General features: G+C 62.8%; 17 protein-coding genes. 10 read left to right on the top strand and 7 right to left on the bottom strand.

Annotation, left to right across the window (positions count from 1 at the left end):
• Nucleotide 1: 1 nt before the first annotated feature.
• From UP10_RS37595 to UP10_RS37580, 4 genes are read left to right on the top strand one after another with little or no spacing between them, the layout of a single operon-like run.
• Nucleotides 2-352 carry a cupin domain-containing protein gene (locus tag UP10_RS37595; RefSeq protein ID WP_044592155.1) on the top strand — a complete coding sequence of 117 codons (351 nt, stop codon included), beginning with the start codon at nt 2-4 and terminating at the stop codon, nt 350-352.
• A 50-nt stretch (nt 353-402) separates the two neighbouring features.
• The gene (locus UP10_RS37590; protein WP_044592305.1) at nt 403-1,800 is read left to right on the top strand and encodes an amidase; all 1,398 of its coding nucleotides are present in this window, start codon (nt 403-405) and stop codon (nt 1,798-1,800) included.
• Between the two features lie 16 nt (nt 1,801-1,816).
• On the top strand, nt 1,817-2,614 hold the full coding sequence (locus tag UP10_RS37585) for an alpha/beta fold hydrolase (protein ID WP_044592154.1): 798 nt from the start codon (nt 1,817-1,819) through the stop codon (nt 2,612-2,614).
• The gene (locus tag UP10_RS37580) at nt 2,611-6,126 is read left to right on the top strand and encodes an indolepyruvate ferredoxin oxidoreductase family protein (protein ID WP_044592153.1); all 3,516 of its coding nucleotides are present in this window, start codon (nt 2,611-2,613) and stop codon (nt 6,124-6,126) included. The genes UP10_RS37585 and UP10_RS37580 overlap by 4 nt, the downstream gene beginning before the upstream one ends.
• A 210-nt stretch (nt 6,127-6,336) precedes the next feature.
• On the opposite strand, the gene UP10_RS37575 is transcribed toward UP10_RS37580, so the two are convergent.
• The 4 genes from UP10_RS37575 to UP10_RS37560 all read right to left on the bottom strand — a co-directional run bounded on the left by UP10_RS37575 (nt 6,337) and on the right by UP10_RS37560 (nt 11,875).
• The gene (locus UP10_RS37575; RefSeq protein ID WP_044592152.1) at nt 6,337-8,115 is read right to left on the bottom strand and encodes an ABC transporter permease subunit; all 1,779 of its coding nucleotides are present in this window, start codon (nt 8,113-8,115) and stop codon (nt 6,337-6,339) included.
• Nucleotides 8,116-8,162: 47 nt separating this feature from the next.
• Nucleotides 8,163-9,524: an LLM class flavin-dependent oxidoreductase gene (locus UP10_RS37570; RefSeq protein ID WP_245322157.1), complete on the bottom strand. Its 1,362-nt coding sequence runs from the start codon at nt 9,522-9,524 to the stop codon at nt 8,163-8,165.
• 43 nt (nt 9,525-9,567) lie between these two features.
• Nucleotides 9,568-10,647, bottom strand: coding sequence for an ABC transporter substrate-binding protein (locus tag UP10_RS37565; RefSeq protein WP_044592151.1), 1,080 nt, complete (start codon nt 10,645-10,647; stop codon nt 9,568-9,570).
• Between the two features lie 67 nt (nt 10,648-10,714).
• Nucleotides 10,715-11,875 (bottom strand): ABC transporter ATP-binding protein, encoded by a 1,161-nt coding sequence (locus UP10_RS37560; RefSeq protein ID WP_245322156.1) that lies wholly within the window; start codon nt 11,873-11,875, stop codon nt 10,715-10,717.
• A 343-nt stretch (nt 11,876-12,218) separates the two neighbouring features.
• On the opposite strand from UP10_RS37560, the gene UP10_RS37555 reads away from it, so the two are divergent.
• From UP10_RS37555 to UP10_RS37530, 6 genes are all read left to right on the top strand, one after another.
• A complete protein-coding gene (locus UP10_RS37555) occupies nt 12,219-12,965 on the top strand; it encodes a class II aldolase and adducin N-terminal domain-containing protein (protein ID WP_044592150.1) in 747 nt (248 codons plus the stop codon).
• 151 nt (nt 12,966-13,116) lie between these two features.
• Nucleotides 13,117-14,631, top strand: a complete 1,515-nt coding sequence (locus UP10_RS37550) for a 4-hydroxyphenylacetate 3-hydroxylase family protein (protein ID WP_044592149.1) — start codon at nt 13,117-13,119, stop codon at nt 14,629-14,631.
• A 24-nt stretch (nt 14,632-14,655) separates the two neighbouring features.
• Nucleotides 14,656-15,192 carry a flavin reductase family protein gene (locus tag UP10_RS37545; protein ID WP_044592148.1) on the top strand — a complete coding sequence of 179 codons (537 nt, stop codon included), beginning with the start codon at nt 14,656-14,658 and terminating at the stop codon, nt 15,190-15,192.
• Between the two features lie 73 nt (nt 15,193-15,265).
• On the top strand, nt 15,266-15,685 hold the full coding sequence (locus UP10_RS37540; protein ID WP_044592147.1) for a RidA family protein: 420 nt from the start codon (nt 15,266-15,268) through the stop codon (nt 15,683-15,685).
• A 7-nt stretch (nt 15,686-15,692) separates the two neighbouring features.
• The gene (locus UP10_RS37535) at nt 15,693-16,373 is read left to right on the top strand and encodes a DUF1028 domain-containing protein (RefSeq protein WP_044592146.1); all 681 of its coding nucleotides are present in this window, start codon (nt 15,693-15,695) and stop codon (nt 16,371-16,373) included.
• Nucleotides 16,374-16,496: 123 nt separating this feature from the next.
• The gene (locus tag UP10_RS37530) at nt 16,497-17,492 is read left to right on the top strand and encodes a LysR family transcriptional regulator (RefSeq protein WP_044592145.1); all 996 of its coding nucleotides are present in this window, start codon (nt 16,497-16,499) and stop codon (nt 17,490-17,492) included.
• A gap of 271 nt (nt 17,493-17,763) precedes the next feature.
• On the opposite strand, the gene UP10_RS37525 is transcribed toward UP10_RS37530, so the two are convergent.
• Genes UP10_RS37525 through UP10_RS37515 form a run of 3 tightly spaced genes read right to left on the bottom strand, consistent with a single transcriptional unit; the run spans nt 17,764 to nt 22,110 of the window.
• The gene (locus tag UP10_RS37525) at nt 17,764-18,711 is read right to left on the bottom strand and encodes an HlyD family secretion protein (protein ID WP_245322155.1); all 948 of its coding nucleotides are present in this window, start codon (nt 18,709-18,711) and stop codon (nt 17,764-17,766) included.
• A gap of 10 nt (nt 18,712-18,721) precedes the next feature.
• Nucleotides 18,722-21,052 (bottom strand): ABC transporter permease, encoded by a 2,331-nt coding sequence (locus tag UP10_RS37520; RefSeq protein ID WP_044592143.1) that lies wholly within the window; start codon nt 21,050-21,052, stop codon nt 18,722-18,724.
• Nucleotides 21,049-22,110 carry an HlyD family secretion protein gene (locus UP10_RS37515; RefSeq protein WP_050044024.1) on the bottom strand — a complete coding sequence of 354 codons (1,062 nt, stop codon included), beginning with the start codon at nt 22,108-22,110 and terminating at the stop codon, nt 21,049-21,051. Before UP10_RS37515 ends, UP10_RS37520 begins: the two co-directional genes overlap by 4 nt.
• Nucleotides 22,111-22,130 lie beyond the last annotated feature (20 nt).

Below are 22,130 nucleotides of genomic sequence, written 5' to 3'. Positions count from 1 at the left end.
GATGAATCGTCTTGTTGCTTTCCGCGACCGCCAGGTAGAGCCCGCTATCAACACGGCGTTCTTTGCCGAGTTGTTGTCGGGCGATCCGACGACGACCGCATGGAGAATCGCGATGACCGATGATGGTCAGGTTTCTTCGGGTTTCTGGTCGGCTACCCCCGCCAAGTGGCGAATGGACTACAAGGTTTGGGAGTTTTGCCAGATTCTAGAAGGGACCTGCGTCATCACGCCGGAAGGCGGTCTTCCCCAGGAGTTTGGCCTAGGCGACACCTTCGTGTGCGAGCCTGGACTTTGTGGAACATGGGAAGTGACCTCGTCTCTGAGGAAAGCCTTCGTCATCAGAAGAATCTAGCTTCTCTCTGCACTTATACGGCGGCGTTGCCGCTGGACGGGATCAAGTCCATGTCGATCGACGGAGAAATCGTACCACTGCACGAGCGCTACAAGCGCTGTGACGTGTCGCCGGTAGAGGTCGCGCGGGCGCAGCTCGACGCGATCGGTCGTTTGAACCCAGGCGTCAACGCCTTCGTTCTGGTCGACGACTCCGTCGTTTTAAAAATGGCGCGAGCGTCAGAAGCGCGATATCGCAAAGGCGAGGCGCTCGGTCCGCTGGATGGCGTGCCGATCACCATCAAGGATACACTCAACGTCGCCGGCTGGCCGACGCGGCGGGGATCGCGTACGACGTCGGATGTGGCCGCGCCGAGAGACGCGATCTCGATCGCGCGCCTTCGCGCTGGTGGTGCCGTTTTCCTGGGCAAGACCACGACGCCCGAATTCGCCTGGAAGGGGCTGACCGAAAGTCCGCTCGCCGGCGTGACCTTGAACCCGCTAGATCCGCTTCATCATGCGGGCGGCAGTAGCGGCGGCGCTGCGGCAGCGACGGCCTTGGGGCTCGGCGTCGTGGGAATCGGCTCCGATGCGGCGGGGTCGGTCCGTATTCCGGCCGCATTCTGTGGCGTGGTCGGATACAAGCCGACTTTCGGGACGATACCGCTGGATCCATATCCGGCTGCGTTCTGGCAGCTTCCGCATATCGGACCGATCACGCGGAACGTTGCGGACGCGGCGCTCGCCGCCTCCGCCATGAGCGGCGCGGTCGGTATGGATTGGACGTCGCTGGCTCGGACTTCGCTCGATTTCCACCTGCCGGAACGGCAGTGGCCGTCGAAACTCCGCATCGGGGTGCCGGCTGGACTGGCCGGCCATCTCGATCCGATCGTGAATAAGGCTTGGGAGGATGCACTTGCCGTCATCGCCAAGGACTCGCGGATTACGACCGTCGATGTTCCGATCAACGAGTCCCGAGACATCGTCGGCGCGCTCTATCGTCTCGGCTGCAGCTATGCCGTATCGCAGGTTCCCGAAGAGAAACGCACCGGCCTGCACGCTGCCCTGCTCGAGTTCATTGCACCGGTGCAAAGCCTGACGGCGGCGGATCTGCTCAGGCTACAGCGACGGCGCGAAGAGATCGCCGTCCGATTGTCCGCGATTTTGATCGATGACATCGACGTTCTGCTCACGCCTACCATGCCCTGCCTGCCGTTGCGTACTGACGACCCGACTGCCGCAGCGGTCGACTGGTTCGAATGGTGTCCGTTCACGCCGCTGTTCAATCTATCGCATGGTCCAGCCGTTTCGGTGCCCTGGCATACGGATGCGGGCTTTTTCCCCATCGGGTTGCAGGTCGGCGCAGCCCCTGGAAGGGACCGCGTGGCCATCGCCGCGGCAACGATGATCGAGACGCTCGACGATTGCAGGAATCCAGCGCGATCTCGGGCTTCCGTCCATGTCGGATGATCGAACGATGCGACATATGCTGGACGTCGGCCGCCTGGCCGCGGGCGGACCGGCCTATGTCTCGTTCCTGAGGGCGGGACGAGGAGTACCAGTTCTCCTCCTGCACGGCTTCGCTTCCGATGCGAGCGACGATTGGATCGAGACCGGATGGTTCGATGCTCTGGTGGCGGCGGGATTTGACGTGATCGCCCCGGACCTGCGAGGACACGGCCAAAGCGTGAAATCGCGCTACCCCGCGGACTATCGGCTGGACGCGTTTACCCGTGACGTTACTGCGCTGTGCGACCACTGCTGGGGAGATCGTCGGTTCAGCTTGATCGGCTATTCGATGGGGGCGCATGTCGCGATGTCCGTGACGCTTGTGTCCGCCGATCGCGCCGTGAACCTGGTCCTGGGCGGCATGGGCGACCGGATTGCCGCGACCGTCGGGCTCGCACCGGAATTCGCCGACGCTCTCGACGAACAGAATAGTCGGTCGGGAGATCGACGAGAGCTTCCGTCCTACGCGGTTCGCTTTAGACAGCATGCGGCATCACGGGCGTTCAACGACCTCGGGGTTCTCGCCGCGTGTTTGCGCGGGCAGTCCAGCGTTTTCGATCTCGGACGTCTGTCGGCCGTGACTGCGCCCACATTGGTGATCGTGGGCGAACAGGACAAGTTGGCCGGAGCCCCGTATCCGGTAGCGGCGCTCTTTCCCGCAGGCATCGGGGAGACCGTGCCGGGCGTCAATCACGCATCGGCGCTCGCCGATCGAAATTTTCGCAAGCGAGCGGTGGCGTATCTCGAATGCATGGCAGTGAACCCCGAACAATGAACGACAAATTCCAGAGTGGCCCAGTGATGCGCGAAGTGTCGCTGTCGGACAAGTTCGACTTGACGAGCGGTACGATTTTCATCACCGGAAAGCAGGCCTTGTCGAGGGTCCCGTTGCTGCAACGGGAGCTCGACAGCAGGCGTGGCTTGCGCACAGCGGGCTACATCTCGGGTTACCGGGGCTCTCCACTCGGTACCATAGATAACGAGCTCCTGAAGATCGCCGACCGGTTGAAGGCTGCAGACATCGTCTTCGAGCCGGGGCTGAACGAAGATCTGGCGATGACCGCGGTGTGGGGCAGCCAGCAGATCGACTTCGTGCCCGGGCGTCGCGTCGATGGCGTGTTCGGCATGTGGTATGGCAAGGGCCCCGGTGTCGATCGGTCCGGCGATGCGATCAAGCATGCCAATATGTCGGGGACCCACCCCAACGGGGGCGTGCTGCTGGTATTTGGCGACGACCATGCCGGCAAGTCGTCGTCGCTGGCGCATCAGAGCGATCTCGCTCTTGCCGCGCATGAGGTACCGATCCTTTATCCGTCGGACGTGCACGACATTTTCAAGTTTGGTCTTGCTGGCTTCGCGATGTCGCGGGAATGCGGACTGCTCGCAGGGCTGAAGCTCGTCAACGAGACGGCCGACTGCACCCAGGCCGTTGAGTTTTCGCTCGACGAACTCGCTCCCGTCCTCGAAGAGGCGCCGAAGGCCCGTAACGACGTCAGCATTCGTGTGGAAATGCTGGCGGTGACGGCCCAGGACCAGAGGATGGTCCGGAACAAGCTTCCGCGCGTGCATGCGTTCGCTCGACGGAATGGGATCGATCGTGTCGCGTTTGGGGCGGAGCGGCCTTCTCGTCTGGGCATCGTGACGGCCGGCAAGGCATTCCAGGATGTCATCGACGGACTGCGGCTTGCCGGTATCGATGGCGTCGTCGCACGACGGCTGGGGATCGGCGTTCTGAAAGTGGGGCTGATCTATCCGCTCGATCCGGAGCCTTTGAATGCGTTCGCGCGGGACGCTGCGGAGCTTCTCTTTGTGGAGGAGAAACGCCCGCACATGGAGCTCCATGCGGCCGCGCTCATGTATCATTGGGCACGGCGGCCGAACATTTCGGGGAAGCGTACGCCGGAAGGAGAGGTGCTCCTGCCGGCGGACGAACCATTGGATGCCGCCACCGTCGCGTTGGCCATCGGCCGTCGTGTCCTTGCCGTCGTTCCCGCCGATCTCGCGGAAGCTGCTGTGCTGCGCGCGGCGATCGAGAGGCTTTTCGGACGCGTTGCCTCGTTTAAACAGATCGACGTCGGACCGCTTGCGCGCCGTCCTGTCTTCTGTTCGGGCTGCCCGCACAACCGGTCGACAAAGCTGCCGGACGGGTCGTTTGGCGTCGCCGGGATCGGCTGCCACGGTCTGGTGCAGTTCATGGATCGTAACCCGTTGCCCTGCACCCACATGGGGGCGGAAGGAGTGAATTGGATCGGGCTGTCGCATTTCACGGACACCAAGCACGTATTCGTCAATCTCGGTGACGGCACGTTCTCCCATTCGGGGTCGCTGGCGATCCGTGCGGCAACCACTTCCAACGCCAACGTGACCTTCAAGATACTTGTCAACGACGTTGTAGCGATGACGGGCGGCCAGGCCGTCGAGAGCGGTCTGTCGGTCGAAGCCATCGTGCGACAGGTCCTTTTGGAGGGGGTAAAGCGCGTCGTGGTCGTGGCCGAAGATCCGGACGCAGTGCGATCTGCACAATCGATGCCCGCCGGGGTCGCGGTCCTTGACCGCACGCTCATGGAGAACGTGCAGCGCGAACTGCGCGAGATTCCAGGAACGACCGTGATCGTCTATGTGCAGATCTGCGCGACCGAGAAGCGCAAGAGGCGTAAGCGAGGGCAGGTCGCCGTCGCCTCCAAACGTGTCGTCATCAACCCTGCGGTCTGCGAGGGCTGCGGGGATTGTTCCCGGGCCTCGAACTGCATGTCGGTACAGCCGCTGGAAACCGAATTCGGCCGCAAGCGCCGCATCGATCAGGCTAGTTGCAACAGCGACATGTCCTGCCTCGAAGGGTTTTGCCCTTCATTCGTGACCATCGAAGGCGGCAGGCTCATGAAGCCTAGACCCATCGATCTCGACGCGGCAGTCGCCGGTCTGCCGAAGCCGGAAGCCGCCGACCTCCACGATGGAGCGTTCGGCATGCTGCTGGCCGGCATCGGCGGGACCGGGGTGGTGACGGCTTCCGCGATCGTCGGCATGGCGGCTCATCTGGAGGGCCGGGGCGTCGGCATCTATGATATGACCGGCCTCGCTCAGAAGGGCGGGGCGGTCTACAGCCACCTGCGGATCCTTCCCACGCCAAGCAGCGGGGCGCCGCTGCGCCTCGGGCTGGAAGACGCTGACCTCGTGATCGCATCCGACGTCGTTGCGGCCACCCAACTCGAAGCATTGAAGACGGTAGGGCGCTCGACGACAGTCCTCGTCGACGATCAGGTGGTGGCGACGCAGACGTTTCATGAGAATGGCAATATTGATCTCGACGTCGAGCGTCTCGTCCGTCGCCTCGAACGGCGAGCCGAGCGGCAGCCGGTTCGCGTGCCGGCGAACGATCTTGCGAGGCGCGCGTTCGGCGATCCTGTCTCTGCCAACATGATCATGCTGGGATACGCGTTGCAGATGGGCGCGCTGCGGCTGTCGCCGGAGGCGATGGAGCAGGCGGTCCGGCTGAACGGTGCGGATGTGGCCGGAACGCTGAGCGCCTTCCGCCTCGGAAGATTGTACTTCGCGAGTCCGGCGACAGTGGAGACCCTGTTGTCCGCGGATGAGACGGCGATGGCAATGGCACCCAAGCCTGTCGATACGTTGCGGGAGCGTATCGCCGTTCGTATCGGCGCGTTACGGGCCTACCAGGATGTCGCTTACGCCGAACGCTTCCGCAGCCTGGTCGACCGCGTGCGAAATGCGGAAGACAGCGCGGCCGTCGGCTCGACCCGGCTGACTGAAGTGGTGGCCAGAAATGCCTTCAAACTCATGGCTTACAAGGACGAGTACGAAGTCGCGCGGCTACTGACCGAACCATCCTTCTGGGGTGACGTGAGGCGCCGGTTCGACGGCGGCGCGCTCAAGCTGCATCTGGCTCCGCCCATCCTCTTTGGTCGTGATCCGGCCACCGGCCGCCCGCGCAAAAGGGCGTTTTCGGCGAAGTATCTGTTGCCGATGTTGCGTTTGCTGGCGCGAGGAAGAGTCCTGCGCGGTTCCGTATTGGACCCATTCGGTTGGATGCGCGAGCGCCGCATGGAGCGGATGTCGCGCGATCGGTACTTCGCTCTGGTCGAGGAGATCATCGTCCGTCTCTGCGGCGCGAACCTCGAAGCGGCCGTGGCTCTGGCTTCTTATCCGGACGATATCCGAGGCTACGGCCGGGTGAAAGATGAATCGGTGAAACGAACCGAAGCCCAAGTCGAGACGTTGTGCGCGCAATTCTTTGAGGGTCTGCCCGAAGGCCTGAACGATCCCGCCTAGACGCATCACCACCAGACGACGGGTAAGACAGAAATCATACCAAGAGAAATTGCCTGCATGCATGGTGATCTGAAAGATTCGCGGTTCCTTGTGATTGGAGGCAGCTCCGGCATCGGCCTGGCCGTGGCATCGGTCGCCGCCAGCGCCGGCGCCGCTGTCACTATCGCTTCTCGTTCGCAGGCCAAGCTCGACTTGGCTCGCTCTCGAAGCTCAACCGGAAGAACGTAGACGCCGGTCCTGGACAAGTTCGATGATCGCAAACATAACGATTACGACGATGAGGACGCCAACTGACGCCGCAGCAATGACCGGGCTGACTTGGAGGAGAACCCCGTCCCACATCTGCTTGGGCAATGTTGTCTTGATCCCGCCGCCGATGAAGAGCGCGACCGTCAATTCTTCGAAGGATTGAAGGAATCCGGTCACAAAGCCCACCGCCAGCCCGCTCGCGACCAGCGGAAGTGTGACGCGCCAGAAAATGCGCAGACGTCCTGCCCCGAGCGTCGAGGCCGCCGCATCCAGATTCCAGTCGTATCCCTTGAAGGTCGCCAGCATCACCATGAACACGACGGGCATGGCAATGACGGTGTGGCCAATGATGATGCCGACATCGCTCGCGACCAGCGATATCCGCGCGAACAGGTAGAACAGAGCGATCGCGATCACGATCGATGGAACCATCATCGGAGACAGGCACAGCAGGAACGCGACGCTGCCGAGCCGGCTGCGGGTTCGCGCGACGCCGAGGGCCGCCATGGCTGCGAACACCAATGTAATTGCTGCGGCCGCAAAGCCGATGCTGAAGGACCGGACCATCGCGCCGAGCCAGAGCGGCGAAGCGGCAAACTGCTCGAACCAGCGCAGGCTCCAGCTCGGCGGCGGGAACGACAGAAAGGTGGATCCGGTAAAGGCCATCGGAATGAAGGCGATGATCGGAACCAGCAGCATCGCGATCATGGTCCAGGCATAGATGGAGAGAAGGGCTCCGCTGCCGAGGCCGCGAACGTTGCGTTTCCACGCCTCTTCGATACGCCCGAAGATCAACCCTAAGAGACTGACGATTGCGAGCCCTGCGCGGCGGACCAGGTCGTCCGGCCGCGTCGGCCGTTCGCCACCCGTCGTCGCCGACGACAAGCCGAAGATCCAGTCGTAGACGAAGCAGGTGGCGATCGTGGAGATCAGCAGGATCGTGGCCAGCGCACTGCCGAGCTGCCAGTTCTGCAGCTCATTGATCTGCAAGATGATCAGCTGCCCGATCATTGTATCCCTGGCGCCGCCCACCAGTGCGGGCGTGATGAAGAAGCCGAGCGACGCGACCAGGACCAGCAGGCCAGCCGCGGCCGCGCCGCGTATCGAGAGCTGGAAAAACACCCGCCAGAATGCTCGCGAGCTGTTGGCGCCCAGGGTCGACGCCGCCATCATCAGGCGGCGATCAATCTGGTTCATCACGGGCAGCATCGTCACCACCGCGAGCGGCAGCAAGGTATGCACCATCGCAAACACGACCGTCGTGCGCCCGAACAGCAGCTGGTCGCCGCCGCTGACGCCGATCGCGGCCATGGTCTTCGCAATGATTCCATTGCGTCCGAGCAGGACAAGCCAGGAGAAGTTCTTGATCAGCGCACTGGTCCAGAACGGCAGCAGCACGAACAGCGCGGCTATTCGCTGCTGCCGCGGCGGCTTGCGGGACAGCCAGTAGGCGAGGGGATAACCGAGCCCGACGCACAACGCGGTCGTCCAGAGCGCGACCGAGAAGGTCGTCGACAGCACGGCAAGGTAGGGACCTCCGTTCCAGATCCTGGCGAAGGCCGAAAGGGACAAGGCGCCCGTGACCTTGTCAAGGAAGCTCAGCGACAGCATCTGCACCGTCGGCAAGATCAGAAACAGAGCCAGGAATCCGAGGCCGGGCAGGGCAAGCCACAACGAATCAAGCTTCAGCTTCCGACGCCTTAGCCGCTCGGCTACTCCGAGGGAAGCGATCTCGGCCATCGGTCAGTGCCCCTGCTCGATCCGTTGCAGCAACTGGACGGTTCTGGCTACGCGCGCTTCGCGACCGGCGATCCGGGCGCGGACGAAGCGTAACGATTTTCCGGACGCGACAGGCCCAAATGCTCCCGCAGCGTGCGGCCCTCATAGTCCTGACGGAAGACACCGCGGCGCTGCAGTTCCGGTACCACCTTCTCGACGAAATCTGAGAGTGTGCTTGGCAGGGCGACGAACGAGATCATGAAGCCGTCGCAGGCGCCGGCCTCGATCCAGTGTTCCATGTGATCGGCGATCTGCTTGACGGTGCCACAGAAGGTCGCCTTGTTGCGATTGTAGCGCTTTGCGATCTCGCGCAAGGTCAGGCCCTCGCCGATCATGCCGGCGATCTCGTTGAAATAGGCCTGGTGGTGATTGGATGACGTCGGAACGCGATGTTTCGGCACCGGCTCGTCCAGCGGCAGGTCCGAGAGGTCGGTTTCGAGGTCCATGCCTAGCCGCATCACGCCGACGTCAGGATGAATGAGATCCTGCCAGCTCTCGAGCCTGTCGCGGGCTTCCTGCTCGCTCTCGCCGATCACGACCGAAATGCCCGATGCGATCTTCAGGTCGTCCGGCCGGCGGCCGAACTTGCCGATCCGCTCCTTGAGGTCGCGATAGAACGCCTTGGCACCTTCGAGATTGCCGCTCGATCCGAACACCACTTCGGCATATTCGGCCGCGAAATCCCTGCCGGTGTCGGACGCGCCGGCCTGGATGATGACCGGCCGCCCCTGCGGCGGCCGTTCGATGTTGAGGGCGCCGTGCACGGTGAAGTATTTGCCCTTGTGGTCGAGCAGGTGCTGCTTCTCCGGCAGGAAGCTCAGGCAGGCTGTCTTGTCGTAGACGAAAGCACCGTCTTCCCAGGTGTCCCACAACGCTTCGACGACATCGACGAATTCCTTCGCCTTGGCGTAGCGATCGGCGTGCGGGGGAAGGCGGTCGAGCCCGAAATTGCGCGCCGCGTAGTCGTTGGCGGAGGTGACGACATTCCACGCGGCCCGCCCGTGCGTAATGTGATCGAGCGAGGCGAACTGCCGGGCGAGATTATAGGGCTCGTAGAAGCTCGTGGAAGCGGTTGCGCCGAGGCCGATCCGAGTGGTGGCGCCGGCGATCGCCGACAAGAGCGTGATCGGCTCCAACACGTTCATGAACAGGGGCGAGCGGCTCCAGACCTTGAGGTTCTCGGTTCGTGCCGCCGGGGTGTCGGCGATGAAGAAGAAGTCGAACTTGCCGCGTTCGGCCAGTTGCGCCATTTCGCGATAATAGTCGATATCGGTCGAGGCGTGCGGCCGCGCCTCGTCCATCAGCCAGGACGCCGCATGTGATCCATTGGCGTGAATCAACGCGCCGATCACCATCTGTTTCTTCGTCATGATTGTCTCCCGATCTTCTTGTTTGTCCGCCTGACGTCGATCGTCAGCGCTTTCCGCCCATCAGCAGCCATTCCTGGAAGCGATCGGAGACCGCAGCGTAGTTCTTGCCCCAATAGGCGAAGTCGCGCACGGTCAGGCCAGCAAGATTTTCCGGAAGGGTCGGAAGCACCTTTGCGCGTTCCGGCGCAATGAATTTGTAGGCCTTCAGATTGCTCGGACCGTTCGCGACGATGGTCGAATAGGCCGCCTGCCGCTCGGGCTGCATGCAGAACTGCACGAACTGGCGTGCCTGCTTGAGCTTCGGCGTGCCGCGTGGGATCGACCAGCCGTCGATCGAATACAACCCCTTCCAGACGATGTTGACGGGAGCTCCGGCATCGATCGCGGCAAAGGCGCGCGCCGACCATGTATCGGCCATGTCGACTTCGCCGCTCTGCAGGATCTGGGTGTTCTGGGCGCCGCTCGTCCACCATACCGCCACGTCCGAGCGAAGCTTGTCCAGCTTGGCAAAGGCGCGATCGATATCCAGTGGATAGAGATCCTTCGGCGCGACGCCGTCAGCCAGCAGTGCTGCTTCCATCACGCCCTTCGGATTGCGATACAGGCCGCGGCGCCCGGGAAACCTGGTCGTGTCCCAGAAGTCCGCCCATCCGGTCGGCGCATCCTTCTTGTAGATGTCGCTGCGATAGGCCATCACGATGCCATAGGCCGAAAAGCCAAACCAGTTCGGCATCAGTGCGCCTGGAATGAGTTCGTCATCCGGCCCCTGGGAGACCTCAAGTGGCTCTAGGTAGTTCTTGTCCGCGGTCAGCCGCGCCACGTCATCCGGCGTCACCATGCAGACGTCCCAGATCTTGCTGCCGGTGTCGACGACCAGCTTGAACTGGGTTACGGGATCCGATTCATGGGCGACGCCTTCGACGCGAATGCCGGTCGCCTTCTCGAAGGGATCGTAGAAGGCGCTCCGCAGCGCCTGACCCGGCGCGCCGCCGACATCGGCAACCGTGATCTGCTCGGCCGCGCCGGCCCGTCCGCTCCAGACCGCCGGAAGTGCAATGCCCGATGCAGTCGCGCCGGCAGCCTTCAGAAGCTTGCGTCGCGTGATCGTGGTGATGGCAGACATTTACTTTTCTCCGTGATGCAAAAGTCGGTTTCCGCAATCGATTGGTGCGCGGCTTGGCTTGCAGGCCTCATGCGATCGCCGCGGCTGGGCGGTCCGCGAGCAGGCGGGCCTGGTCCCGGTCCCAGCGCATGAAGACATTTTCGCCGATCGCAACCGGCGGTAAGCCGGCGCCGCGGCGTACGGTCAAAACGGTGTCGCTGGGGAGGCGGACCAGAAGCCGCGTCTCCGAGCCGGCATAGATGCTTTCCTCGACGCGGCCGCACAGCAGGCGGTCGGCGCTCTCGCAGAGCTGGAGCTTTTCTGGGCGGACAACCAGTGCGGCTTGTTCGCCCTCCGGCATGGCGCAACCATCGGGCAGCGCCAACACGCCGTCCGCGGTCTCGATGCGACCGCCCGCGGCAATGGTCCCGTAGATCAGGTTGGACGCCCCGATGAAGTCGGCGACAAACGTGTTGGCGGGCCGCTCATAGATGTCCTCGGGCCTGCCGAGCTGCTCGATCCGCCCGTCGTTCATCAGACAGATGCGGTCGGCCAGCGCGAGCGCCTCCTCCTGGTCGTGCGTCACGAAGATGATGGTCGCGCCGGTCTCTCGGTGCAGCCGCTTGATCTCGATCCGCATGCTGTCGCGCAGCTTCTTGTCCAGCGCGGACAGCGATTCATCCATCAGGATCAGCGACGGCCGGTAGACGAAGCAGCGTGCGAGCGCCACGCGTTGCTGCTGTCCGCCTGATAGCTCGCGCGGAAAGCGGCTGGCGAAATCCGACAGGCCGACCATTGCGAGCGTCGCCTCGACGCTGCTCCGCACCTTGCCTGCCGGCATTCCGCGCATCTGCAGCGGAAATGCGACATTCTCCTGCACCGTGAGGTGAGGGAACAGCGCATAGTTTTGAAAGACAACGCCGATATCGCGCTTGTCGGCTGGATTGTCGGTCTCGTCACGGCCATCGATGATAAGCCGGCCGCCTGACGGCTCGACCAGTCCGCAGATGATCTGCAGCAGCGTCGTTTTTCCCGAGCCAGATGGACCGAGAACCGCCAATAGCTCTCCAGCAACGACCTTCAACTCGAGCGGCTTGAGCACCATCGATGTGCCGTACGCTTTCGCGATGCCGCGAACATGCAGCTTGACCCGCGAGGACGGCTCGGCAGGCTCACCGGCCGGAGCCTGCTCCGATGCCGCATCGTCCGCATCCGGACCGAGATCGTTACGCGCCAGTCGCCACAACATCCGAAGCGCATCGCTACGGCGGCTTCGAAGGGGTGGAAAGGCGCGGATTGCGTGCATTGCAGGTCCTGTCGGGGTCAACTTGCGCAAAGTAAGCCTGCCGGAGCTGCGATGTGTAAATTACGAAATCCGGGCCCTTTGCTTAGACGAGGCCTAATCGGCCGCACTGCGGAATTATTGGGCTTTGGTTGACTATGCATTGATCTTTACGCCCGATGCGGCGTCACCTTGCAGCTATAGCTTGGCGGTAATCACCGGCCACAATTTTCCTATTTTACCCCACTGAGGGGAATCCGTAAATCTCAACTGCATCATTCGGGATGCCTTCAGGTTTTCGGAGCGACAGATGAACCATTTCGCCGACGCGTCGGATGAACAGCAACTTCGCATCGATCTTGCTGCGGCGTTCCGCATCATCGCCAAGCTTGGCATGCATGAGGCTGTCGCGAACCACTTCAGCGCCGCCGTTTCGACCGACGGCCGCAGGTTCCTGATGAATCCGAAGTGGCGCCACTTTTCCCGCATCAAGGCCAGCGACCTCGTATTGTTCGATCTTGACGACGCGAGGAGCGCAAACGACAGACCCGATGTCGATCCGACCGCGTGGGCGATCCATGGCCAGATGCACAGGCAACTGCCCCAGGCCCGGGTCGTGATGCATCTGCATCCGCCCTTCGCGACCACGATCGCGGCGCTGGCCGATCCGAGCGTCAGGCCGATCGATCAGAATACTGCTCGCTATTTCAACCGACTTGCCATCGACGAAAGCTACGCCGGAATGGCCGACAGCGAGCAGGAAGGCGCCCGCCTGGCCCGGCTGCTCGGAAACAAGTCGCGGCTGATGATGGGGAATCACGGCGTGCTCGTCACCGCCAACACGATCGGCGAAGCCTTTGATGACATTTATACGCTCGAGCGCAGCTGTCAGATCCTGGTGCAGGCTTACGCAACCGGCCAGCCGCTAAGGGTTCTGCCCGACGAGGTCGCAGAAAACACCGCGCAGGATTGGGAGCGGATTACCGACTTCTCGATCGCTCATTTCGAGGAGATGAAGCGTGTTCTCGACGCCGAAGATCCGTCCTACGCACACTGAGGTGCGTCCGAGACCATGACGCTTCGGAGCGCCGTGGTTCGGCTGCCGCTAAGCAGAGCGCCGGAAAGTTCTAATTTTTCTTTGCACGCCGATACGCCAGAGTGCCAACCAGCCGGGGCCATGCCACCGACACGATCAAATAGGAGCGGACATGATACGGACCGGTGAAGAATACAAAGCCTCGATTCGGGATAGCCGCGCCGTCTACATGAACGGCGAGAGGATCAAGGACGTCACCACGCATCCGTCGTTCAAGCCGCTGGTCGATATCCGCGCCCGCATCTACGACCTCCAGCATGACCCGGCGACCCGTCACCTGATGACCTATCGGGAGGACGGCGAAGTCCATGCCATCAACAACAAGCTGCCGCTGAGCCAGCAGGACTGGTGGGACAAGCGCCGCGCAACCGATACGGTGCTGGAAGATATCGGCGGGGTGGTCACGCGCGTCGGCGACGAGACCGTCGGTGAAATGTGGTCACTGTTCGATGGGCAGGACGTGCTCAACGAGGTGGACCCGCAATTCTCGAAGAACATCCGCAACCATATCTTCAAGGTTCTTCATACCGATCCCTTTCATGTCTCGGCGAATACCGATCCCAAGGGCGATCGTTCGAAGGCGCCGCAGGAGCAGGATCCGGACATGCTGCTGCATGTCGTCAAGGAAACCGACGCCGGCATCATCGTCCGTGGGGCAAAATATGAAACAGCGGCTGCTTATGCCAACCAGGCCTTCACCAAGCCGACGATCGCCAATTGGGGAGATGCCGCCTATTCGGACTATGCTGTCGGCTTCATTTGTGATCTCGGTTCGCCCGGGCTGAAATTCATCTGCCGTACCGGTTTCGCCGGCCGCGCACCGATCGACGATTATCCGCTGTCGAACCGGTTCGATGAGGTCGACACGCTCGTCATCTTCGATAACGTCCTGATCCCCTGGGAGAACGTCCTGTTCTACCGGCACACTAAGGCCGCGGTGTTCATCCGCGCCACGCTGCATCGCTATTCGGCCTTTGCCTTCGTGCAGCGCAATCTCAAGCTCGCCGACATGCTGATCGGCGCGGCGCTGTTCAACGTCCGCCAAACCGGGCTCGAGAAGCAGCAGGCGGTGCAGGAAAAGCTCTCGCGGCTTGCCATCTATCGGGAGGGCATCAACGCCCATCTCACGGCGGCGATCGCGTTGCCCGAGCGCAGTCCCGGCGGCTTGATGATGCCGAACCAGTCGCTGCTCTATACCGGACGCGTGCTGGCCTGCTCGCAGCTCCACGAGATGATGCATATCGCACGCGAATTGTGCGGAGGCCAGATCTGCGTGACCCCGGACAAGGCGGCCTTCGAGGATGCCGAGACCGGCCCATGGCTCGAGAAGTTCTACACGATCAATGATAAATGGATCGCCGACGATAGGCGGCGGCTGCTCGCCTTTGCGCGCGATCTCCTGAACTCCGATTATGCCGGGCATCGCCTGACGTTCCAGTTGTTCGCGCAATCGGCGCCGTTCGCGCATCTTGCCGCTGTCTACCGCAATTTCGATTGGGACGGTCCGCTGGACTTCGTTCGCAGATCGGCGGGGCTGTCCAAAAAGGTCCTCGACGAGAAGGGCGGCCGGACCGGCGATCGCGCCGTGAGCCAGTGGTTCGGTCAGGTCAGGGACGCCGCCGAATAGCAACCCACGCAGAGGAGGTCTTTCGTGTCAGCCATCAGCCTGGAACAGGCCGCGCCGGACATTCGTGCGCAATTCCTCGATGGAATGAGCCGTGCCGCATTCTGCGTCAACGTCGTGACGACAGACGGTTCGGCAGGCCGCGCCGGCGTTACGGTCTCGGCGATGTCGTCAATTTCTGCTGACGGCAACAGCCCGACGGTGCTGGTTTGCATCCATCACCAAAGCAAGACGGCGGCGGCGATCGTCGAAAATGGCGTGTTCTGCATCAACATTCTGCGCGACGATCAGTCCGGCATCGCCGACTGCTTCGGCGGACGCAAGCCTGGGGATGCCGACAAGTTTGCCTACGGCAAATGGGTCGAGGGCGATACGCGGGCGCCGCGTCTGGCCGACGCCGTCGTGGCGTTTGATTGCCGCGTGCTGTCAGCCGAACGGGTCGGGACGCATCACATCTTCATCGGCGCGGTGGCCTCGGTGACGATGGGATTTGGCACGGCGTTGATCTACGCCGACCGCGCCTATGGCAAGGCCCAGCGCATCGTCGCGCCCGAGCCAAAGTGAACATAACCGCCTGTGGTACGAACTCGTGCCGCTGGTCAAATCATATCTTTCCAGTGACCCTACGGGACAGCCGATGACTCACACGCGCATTCGCAAGTTCAACACCAAGGACAGCTATCCCGAGCAGAAGCTCGACAATGATCTTTGCCAAGCCGTGGTCGCGAGGGGCAGCATGGTCTTTGTGCGCGGACAGGTCGGGCAGGATCTCGACACCGCGGTGAATGTCGCCATCGGCGATCCCGTTGGTCAGACCGACAAGGCGATGGCCAACGTCAAGACGCTTCTGGAGGAGGCTGGCTCGCGACTCGAAGACATCTGCAAGATCACCATCTACATCACCGACCCACGCTATCGCGAGCCGGTCTATCGCAAGATCGGTGAATACCTGAAGGGGGTCTTTCCGGTCTCGACTGGTCTGGTGGTGTCGGCGCTGGCGCGGCCGGAATGGCTGGTCGAGGTCGACGTCACCGCCGTCATTCCCGACAACCGATGAGGCCGGCATGACCTTTTCCCTGACGGCCCGGTGCGCGGACACCGGGATGTTTGGAATGGTGATTTCGTCCTCCTCGCCGGCAGTGGCGGCACGCTGCGTTCATCTGCGCGCCAAAGCCGGCGCGGTCGCGAGCCAGAACATCACCGATCCTGCGCTGGGCCAGATCGGCCTCGACCTGCTGGCGCGGGGTTTGAGCGCCGGTGAAGTTCGTGACGCGCTTGTCGCGTCGACCCCCTTTATCGCATATCGGCAGCTTGCGCTTGTCGACGCAGTCGGGCGCGTCGCGTTCCATTCCGGCAGCAACACCCTTGGCATCCACGCCATCCATCCTGGCGATGGCGTGATTGCTGCCGGCAATTTGCTGGCCAATGACCAGGTGCCGGCCACTATGGTCCAGGGTTATCAGGCCAGCGTCGGCAAGCCGTTTGCCATGCGGCTGCTCGCGGCCCTGCAGGTTGGGCTCGACCAGGGCGGGGAGGCCGGACCGGTGCGCTCTGCGGGTCTTTGCGTGGTGCGAGATGTGTCCTGGCCAATCGTGGATTTGCGGGTCGACTGGAGCGACCGGCCGATCGCAGCGTTGGCGGAGGCTTGGACCTGCTACGAACCCCAAGTCGAAGATTATGTCCGGCGTGCGAGCAACCCGTCCGAAGCGCCCCGCTTCGGCGTGGCCGGTGAAAGCCGAATCTGAAGGTGGTCCGGTTCGGTCCGGTCAATCCTGCTATATTCCGCCCGAAGAAACGCGACCCGCGCCCCGATCGGGAAGAGGGTGTGATCGCCATCGGTCATCTTCCGCAGGGGTCAATAGCACCACATGAGATACACGCTACGCCAGATCGAGTACTTCATCGCGACGGCCGAGACGGGAAGCATCACTCTGGCCTCCGAGCGCGTCAACATATCGCAGCCATCGATCTCGACGGCGATCGCGCATCTCGAGGAGGAACTCGGAACCCAGCTTTTCATCCGTCGCCATGCACAAGGGCTCTCGCTTACGTCGGCCGGCCGGCTTTTGCTGGTCGAGGCCAAGCAATTGATCGAACAGGCTGAGCATGTCTATTCTGTCGCCTCCGAGGTCGGGGAGCGCGTCCGTGGACAATTGTCGCTGGGCTGCTTCATAACGCTCGCGCCGATGGTGATGCCGGAGTTGTCGCATTCGTTCACGTCGACCTATCCGGAATCGCGTATCGTCCAAACGGTCGCCGACCATGAGCAGTTGCTGGAGCGTCTGCTGAGTGCCGAACTCGACGTCGCGATCACCTATGACCTGTTGATTCCCGACGAGTTCGAGTTTTTGCCGTTGGCGAGCCTGCCGCCGCACGTCATGGTCAGTGAGGCGGGGCCCTTGGCGCGACACTCTGCCGTCAGTCTGCAGGAACTGGCACGCGAGCCATTGATCCTTTTGGATCTGCCGATCAGCCGCGAATATTTCCTCAGCATGTTCATGAAGGAAGGCCTCGAGCCCAACATCGCATCGCGGTCGACACACCAGGATGTGATCCGGACCATGGTGGCTAACGGCTACGGCTATACGCTCGCGAACGTTCGCCCGCGTTGCGAACTTGCGCTTGACGGACGGCGCGTCTCGCGGGTTCGCTTGTCGGGTGACCATCGGCCGATGGTGATCGGCGTGCTGACGTTGTCGCAGAGCCGCAAGTCTCGCTTGGTCACAGTCTTCGAGGAGCACTGCCGCCGGTTCGTCTCCGACGCATACATTCCGGGCATGGTGGCGCCGGTCATGGAGCGCCGTATCTTTCTGGGGCCGGTCGTTGGCGACGGGTCACTGCCCGGCGACGACTCGTCGAGTTGATGCGCCGGACGGCGGTTGCGGGTCGGCGAGGCCGTTGCTTCGTCCCCGGACGGGCGACCCGTATCAAGTCGTGTCCATCCATAAATGGCAACGGAAGGAGTGTCTGCGCCAGCCGGGACCGATGTTTCCAGAAGGTGTGATCTAATTCGGCAAGCCATGAATCGTCAATGCCGACCTTTGCAGAAGTTCATTCGCGGTCGGTGCGGGAGAAGATTGGCGAGCCGATTAGTACTTCGATGACCGAAGCAGTCTTCGCCGCTCGGTGCCCTCGCTAGTTCTCGATCCAGACGGTCATGCCTGGCTCAAGGCCTGCCGGCTCTGCCTCCGGGTCGAGGCGCAAGCGCAGCGTGTTGCGGTCGTGATCGCCAATGACCCGCTCGGCCTGCCAGGTCGCGAACGTTCCGAGCGGCCGCAGCTCGGTGATGACGGCTTTGGTCGCGCCATCGGCTCCGTTCCGCTTCACGTTTACTGTCGATCCGACCGTAACGCCATTGAGATGGTCCTCGCGTACATTAAACGAGAGCCACTGCTTGCCCGATGCCTCGACCATCAGGATGGGTTGACCCGCGCGAACGTTCTCGCCCACCTCTGCGGCGACCACGCTGACGACACCGTCGGCCGGCGCACGCAACACCATCTTGTCGAGACGGCGCTCAAGCACCGCGACCGCGGCCGCAGCGGCCTCGACCTGCGCGTCGGCGATGGCGCGTTCCTCCCGGGTGGGGCCCGCCACAGCGGCATCGTAGTTCGCTTGGGCTTCGGCCACGTCGCCGCGTGCGCTCGCAACGTCGTTTTCGGCCTGGTCGAGCGTCTGTTGGGATTCAAAGCTCTGGCGGGCCAATGTGCTGGTTCTGGTGAGCTGAGCCTGGACATAGTCGAGGCGGGCAGTTGCCTTGGCGATTGCCGATTTCAGAGAGTCGACCTGTTCGCGACGGACGCCGGCATAGACGTTGTTGCGGTTCGCGGTTGCCGACGCGAGTGCGGCGCGGGCCTGGTCTGCCTGTGCCGTCAACTCGACGGCGGAGAGTCTCGCCAGGACGTCGCTCGCGCGCACCTGCGCGCCCTTCGCGACAACAATCGACACCAGTTGGCCGTTCACTTCCGGCTCGACCCTGACTTCGGTCGCGCGCACGACGCCAACGATTGGGGCCGGGGATTCGGGACGACGCTCGAAATAGATCAGAGCGCCCGCGACGAGCACAAGCGGGATCGCAACCATTGCGGCTCGGCTAGCCTTGTGCATGTCGCTGTCCTCTCTTGACGGCAATCGCCGAGATCACGGCGAGCGCGAAATAGCCCAGTGCAAGACACCACAGTCCGAGCCAGTCATGCGCGACCTCCCAGATGCTGGCTCCGAGCTGGTTGATGCGCACCAGGCCATCGATCGCGGCGTCCGCCGGGAACAGCCGACCCAGCGCGACGGCCACGTCGGGGATTGCTTCGCGCGGCCATGCGAAACCAGCGGTGAAGAACTGAGGCAGGCTGGTGGCAAGGAGCAGGATCGTCGCGTTTTCGGGCCGCGTGAACCAGGCCCCGATGGCTTGCCCCAGGAAGCTCGTCGCGAGCAGGAAGACGGTCGCGAGCGCGAACAATTGTGGGAGATGGCCGAGCGTCGAGAAGCCATAGATGCGCGGCAGCACGATGAGATAGAGCGCGAGCGCTGGAAGGTAGATGGTGAGGTGGGCGATGCCGCGACCGAACACACCGGAAATCGCTCCGCCGGAGCTCGCCAGCGACGTGCGCGTCAGCATCGCCGCACCGATCAGGAGGGTTTGTTGCAGGATCAGCACAAACGCCGCCGGGACGACGTAGCTGGCGTAGCCGCCCACCGGATTGAAGATCGGCTGCAGCAGGACGTCCGCCGGGCTCAAGCTTGCCAACTTCGCCTTAACAAGGCTTCCGTCCGAGCGAGCGCCTCGCGAAACGAGGTCAGATGTCAATGCTCCGACGGCTGTGGCGACGCCGCTTGCAGTCGATCTGAATATGAACAGGTAGGTGCCATCCGCGTAGACCGGGATGTGAGCGGTGATCCCCTTGAGTACGTCGCGCTCGGTGCCCGGCGGGATATCGACGGCGGCAAAGGCCTCGCCACGATCGATTGCGGCGCGCGCTTCGGCGAGGGTGCGGGCCCGAACCGTAACGCTCAACGCGCCACTTGCATCCAGCGTCTCGACGATCTGGCGGCTGAGATCGCTTAAGTCGTTGTCGACCACCGCGATGGGAAGCTTGCGAAGGATCTGATTCAGATAGGGTTGTGGGTAATAGACCCCGTAAACCAGGGGAGCCAGGAACAGCAGGCTGAAGGCACTCTTCGTTCCGAGCACGCGGTGCCACTCCGCCTTGAAGGCGCCGCCGATGCCGCGTGGCGTCGGTTTGCTCGCGGTTGGCTCGGCCGGCCGTATCGCCTCGAACCAGCCCTTGCGCTTGAGGCTTGCCATGCGCCACAAAGCGAGGCCGGCAAACAGCACCGCCAGGCCAGCGAGCGCAGCGAACGGAACGGCGGACTCCGAGACCGGCAGTCCCCGTGCCGCTTGTCCCAACAGGACGGCCATGTACCAGCGCAGTGGCAGGATCGAGCCCCAGACTTGCGCAAACGTATTCATGCCGACTGAAGGAAAGCCGACGCCCGCATAGCCGAATGCAGGAGAGGCAATCAGGCCCGCAAGTCCCAGCCCCGTCGCCAGCTCGCCGACCAGGAGTTGCAGCAAGGCCCCCAGCGACAGATAGGCAATAATGAGGAGGGAGCCGGCGGCAAGCATCAATGGCAAATCACCCTTAAAGGAGATTTGCAGCATGCCCTCCAGAAGAAGCGGCACGGCCAGCATGATCAGGAAGAAGACACCGAACAGCGGCGCAAGCTTGCCGACCAGCGCGACGACCGGATCACCGCCGGCGCTTTCGAGCCAGGCTCGGGCGTCGCGGCGGCGGAATTCGGAGCCGACGGAGTAGCCCGCGGCGAGCGTGATCACCACATGGATGATGGTCGGCAGCAGCGCGCGCAACAGAAACTGCGCATAGTTCTTTTGCGGATTGACCAGCGCGATGGTCTCCGCTGTCATCGTTCCCAGCGACGTCGGCGCAGGTGCCGCGCGGGTGGCAGGAGCGGCGACAGCCGCCGCGGCGGACAGTGCATCGCTCAGGCCCGAGGATGCAATACCGGATGCTGTCAGGAACTGCTGGTTATAGAAGCCGACCACCTGCGGGCGGCGCGCGGCCTTCAGGTCACGCTCGAAGTCCGGCGGGATGTAAATTGCCGAGATCGCCTTGCCGGACCGTATGTCCTGCGCGGCGGTGGACAACGTACCGGAGCGGTCAACGATCTTCAGGCTGGGAGACGCGGCGACGTACTGCACCAGAGCCCGCGAAGCGTCCGACTTGTCTTCGTCGACGATCGTCACCCCAAGTCCCCGTATCACCGGATGGCTGAACACCGTTGTGAGAACCACGAACGCAAAGAGCGGCACGCCGAAGATCAGGAGCAACGCCACGCGATCGTGAAACAGCCACTGACACTCGCGCCGCGCGACCGACAGAAATCCCGGTTTTGACGCCGCCCTCATTGCCGTGCCCGCCAGTCGAGATAGGCGCTCATTCCCGGCCGCAGCTCGGGCACCCGCTCGACCGGGTAGGCGCGGATCGAAAACGTCCGCAAGTCGAAATCGCCGGTGGCGCGCGTCGCCCGCCAGCTTGCATACTCGCCCTTGGTGGCGATGAGCTTGACCTCGACCGCAAGGCGACGATCGTCGAGGGCCGGAATACGGACATCGAAGCGATCGCCGACCTTCAGGTTCTTGACGAGATCCTCGCGAAGATCGAAGTGGATCCAGACATCGGCGAGGTCGATCAGGGTCACCAGCGGCACGCCCGGCGATACGTATTCGCCCGGCTCCACATTGCGCTGATAGATCTGCGTGGCGACGGGGGCATAGACCACGAGTTGATCGATGATCGACTGCACGCTCTGGATATCGGCGTTGGCTTTTTCGACGTTGGCTTTCGCGATGGCGCGTTCTTCCTTCGTGTAGCCATTGACCGCCTGTTCGTAGGCTGACTTGGCTTGATCGACCCCGCGTTCGCTCTCATGCAGCGCATCGGTCGCCTGATCGAGGCGGGCCTGCGGCGCATTGCCTTGCTCGGTCAGCGTATGGGTGCGTTCAAAGGTCTTCTGCGCCAGCACCAGGGCCGCCTGCGCGCGCTCCATTTCGGCTTTCCGTGCGGCTATGGTTTCCGCCCGCGTTCCGACGAGCACGTTGGCAAGCTGTGCCTCGGCAACAGCCATCGCCGTTCTCATTTGTTCGAGCTTGGCGACAGTCTCCGGATTGTCGATCCTTACGAGCACAGCGTTCGCAGCAACGTTTTGGCCGCGTTCGACGGGGATTTCCTTGACCCGTCCGTCGACCCGCGCGGCAATATCGAACCGCGTTGCATCGGCCTCGCCCTGCACGAGCAGCGGTACCGGCCGCAGTAGATAGAAGAGGGATAGCGCCACAACAATAGCTGCGACGATACCGACGACAATGGCAGGAGTACGCGTCGCCGTGCGCGTGTTATTGTCCTGTCCGTCACGCGGTACGTCGGGCGCAGTTTGAACGTCCTCGCCAGAGGTCGGCGTGTCCATGCCTGTCTCCACTTGGTTCA

The sequence above is a fragment of the Bradyrhizobium sp. LTSPM299 genome (genome assembly GCF_000938235.1).
Classification (GTDB): Bacteria; Pseudomonadota; Alphaproteobacteria; order Rhizobiales; family Xanthobacteraceae; genus Bradyrhizobium.
The sequence above is the reverse complement of the archived record's forward strand: the minus strand, read 5'-3'. Positions and strand labels throughout refer to the sequence as shown.